This window comes from Pseudomonas tremae (genome assembly GCF_001401155.1).
GTDB classification, from domain to species: domain Bacteria; phylum Pseudomonadota; class Gammaproteobacteria; order Pseudomonadales; family Pseudomonadaceae; genus Aquipseudomonas; species Aquipseudomonas tremae.
On sequence record NZ_LJRO01000187.1, the window covers coordinates 1 to 330 of the forward strand.

The following is a 330-nucleotide window of genomic DNA, read 5'->3' on the forward strand; positions in this document are numbered from 1 at the left end:
GCTGGGCATTGCCCGCTGGCCCGACGCAAGTCTCGCCGAAATGATCGCCCGGCGCAGCGTAGCTGGTGATCCGGGGCCGGAAAATACGTTTCAGGCAGTGGCCGATGCGCTGGTGGCGCGGCGGCTGATCTGACGCCTGACGCCGTGTTTCAATGTACCGCCGGGCAATGACGAGGGGCTGGTGTACCGGGCGCGATTTTCAGGCGGTTGAGGTCGGCGTTGATGCGCCAGGCCCAGAAATGTGTACCGTCCTGCCGAGCGATGTCCAGTGCCTGGGTAAGCATCTTGCGTACCTCTTCCAGCGCATGAGTGGTAAGCGTCCGAACTACA

Annotated in this window: 1 protein-coding gene and 1 pseudogene; one reads left to right on the plus strand and one right to left on the minus strand. The window is 63.0% G+C overall.

What is annotated here, in order from left to right:
• Nucleotides 1–133 (plus strand): annotated as a pseudogene (locus ALO43_RS30120) (EscU/YscU/HrcU family type III secretion system export apparatus switch protein); the annotation flags it as partial.
• A gap of 16 nt (nt 134–149) precedes the next feature.
• Here ALO43_RS30120 and ALO43_RS28870 read toward each other — a convergent pair.
• A partial coding sequence (locus ALO43_RS28870; RefSeq protein WP_157062296.1) for a hypothetical protein occupies nt 150–330 on the minus strand: 181 nt, incomplete at its 5' end.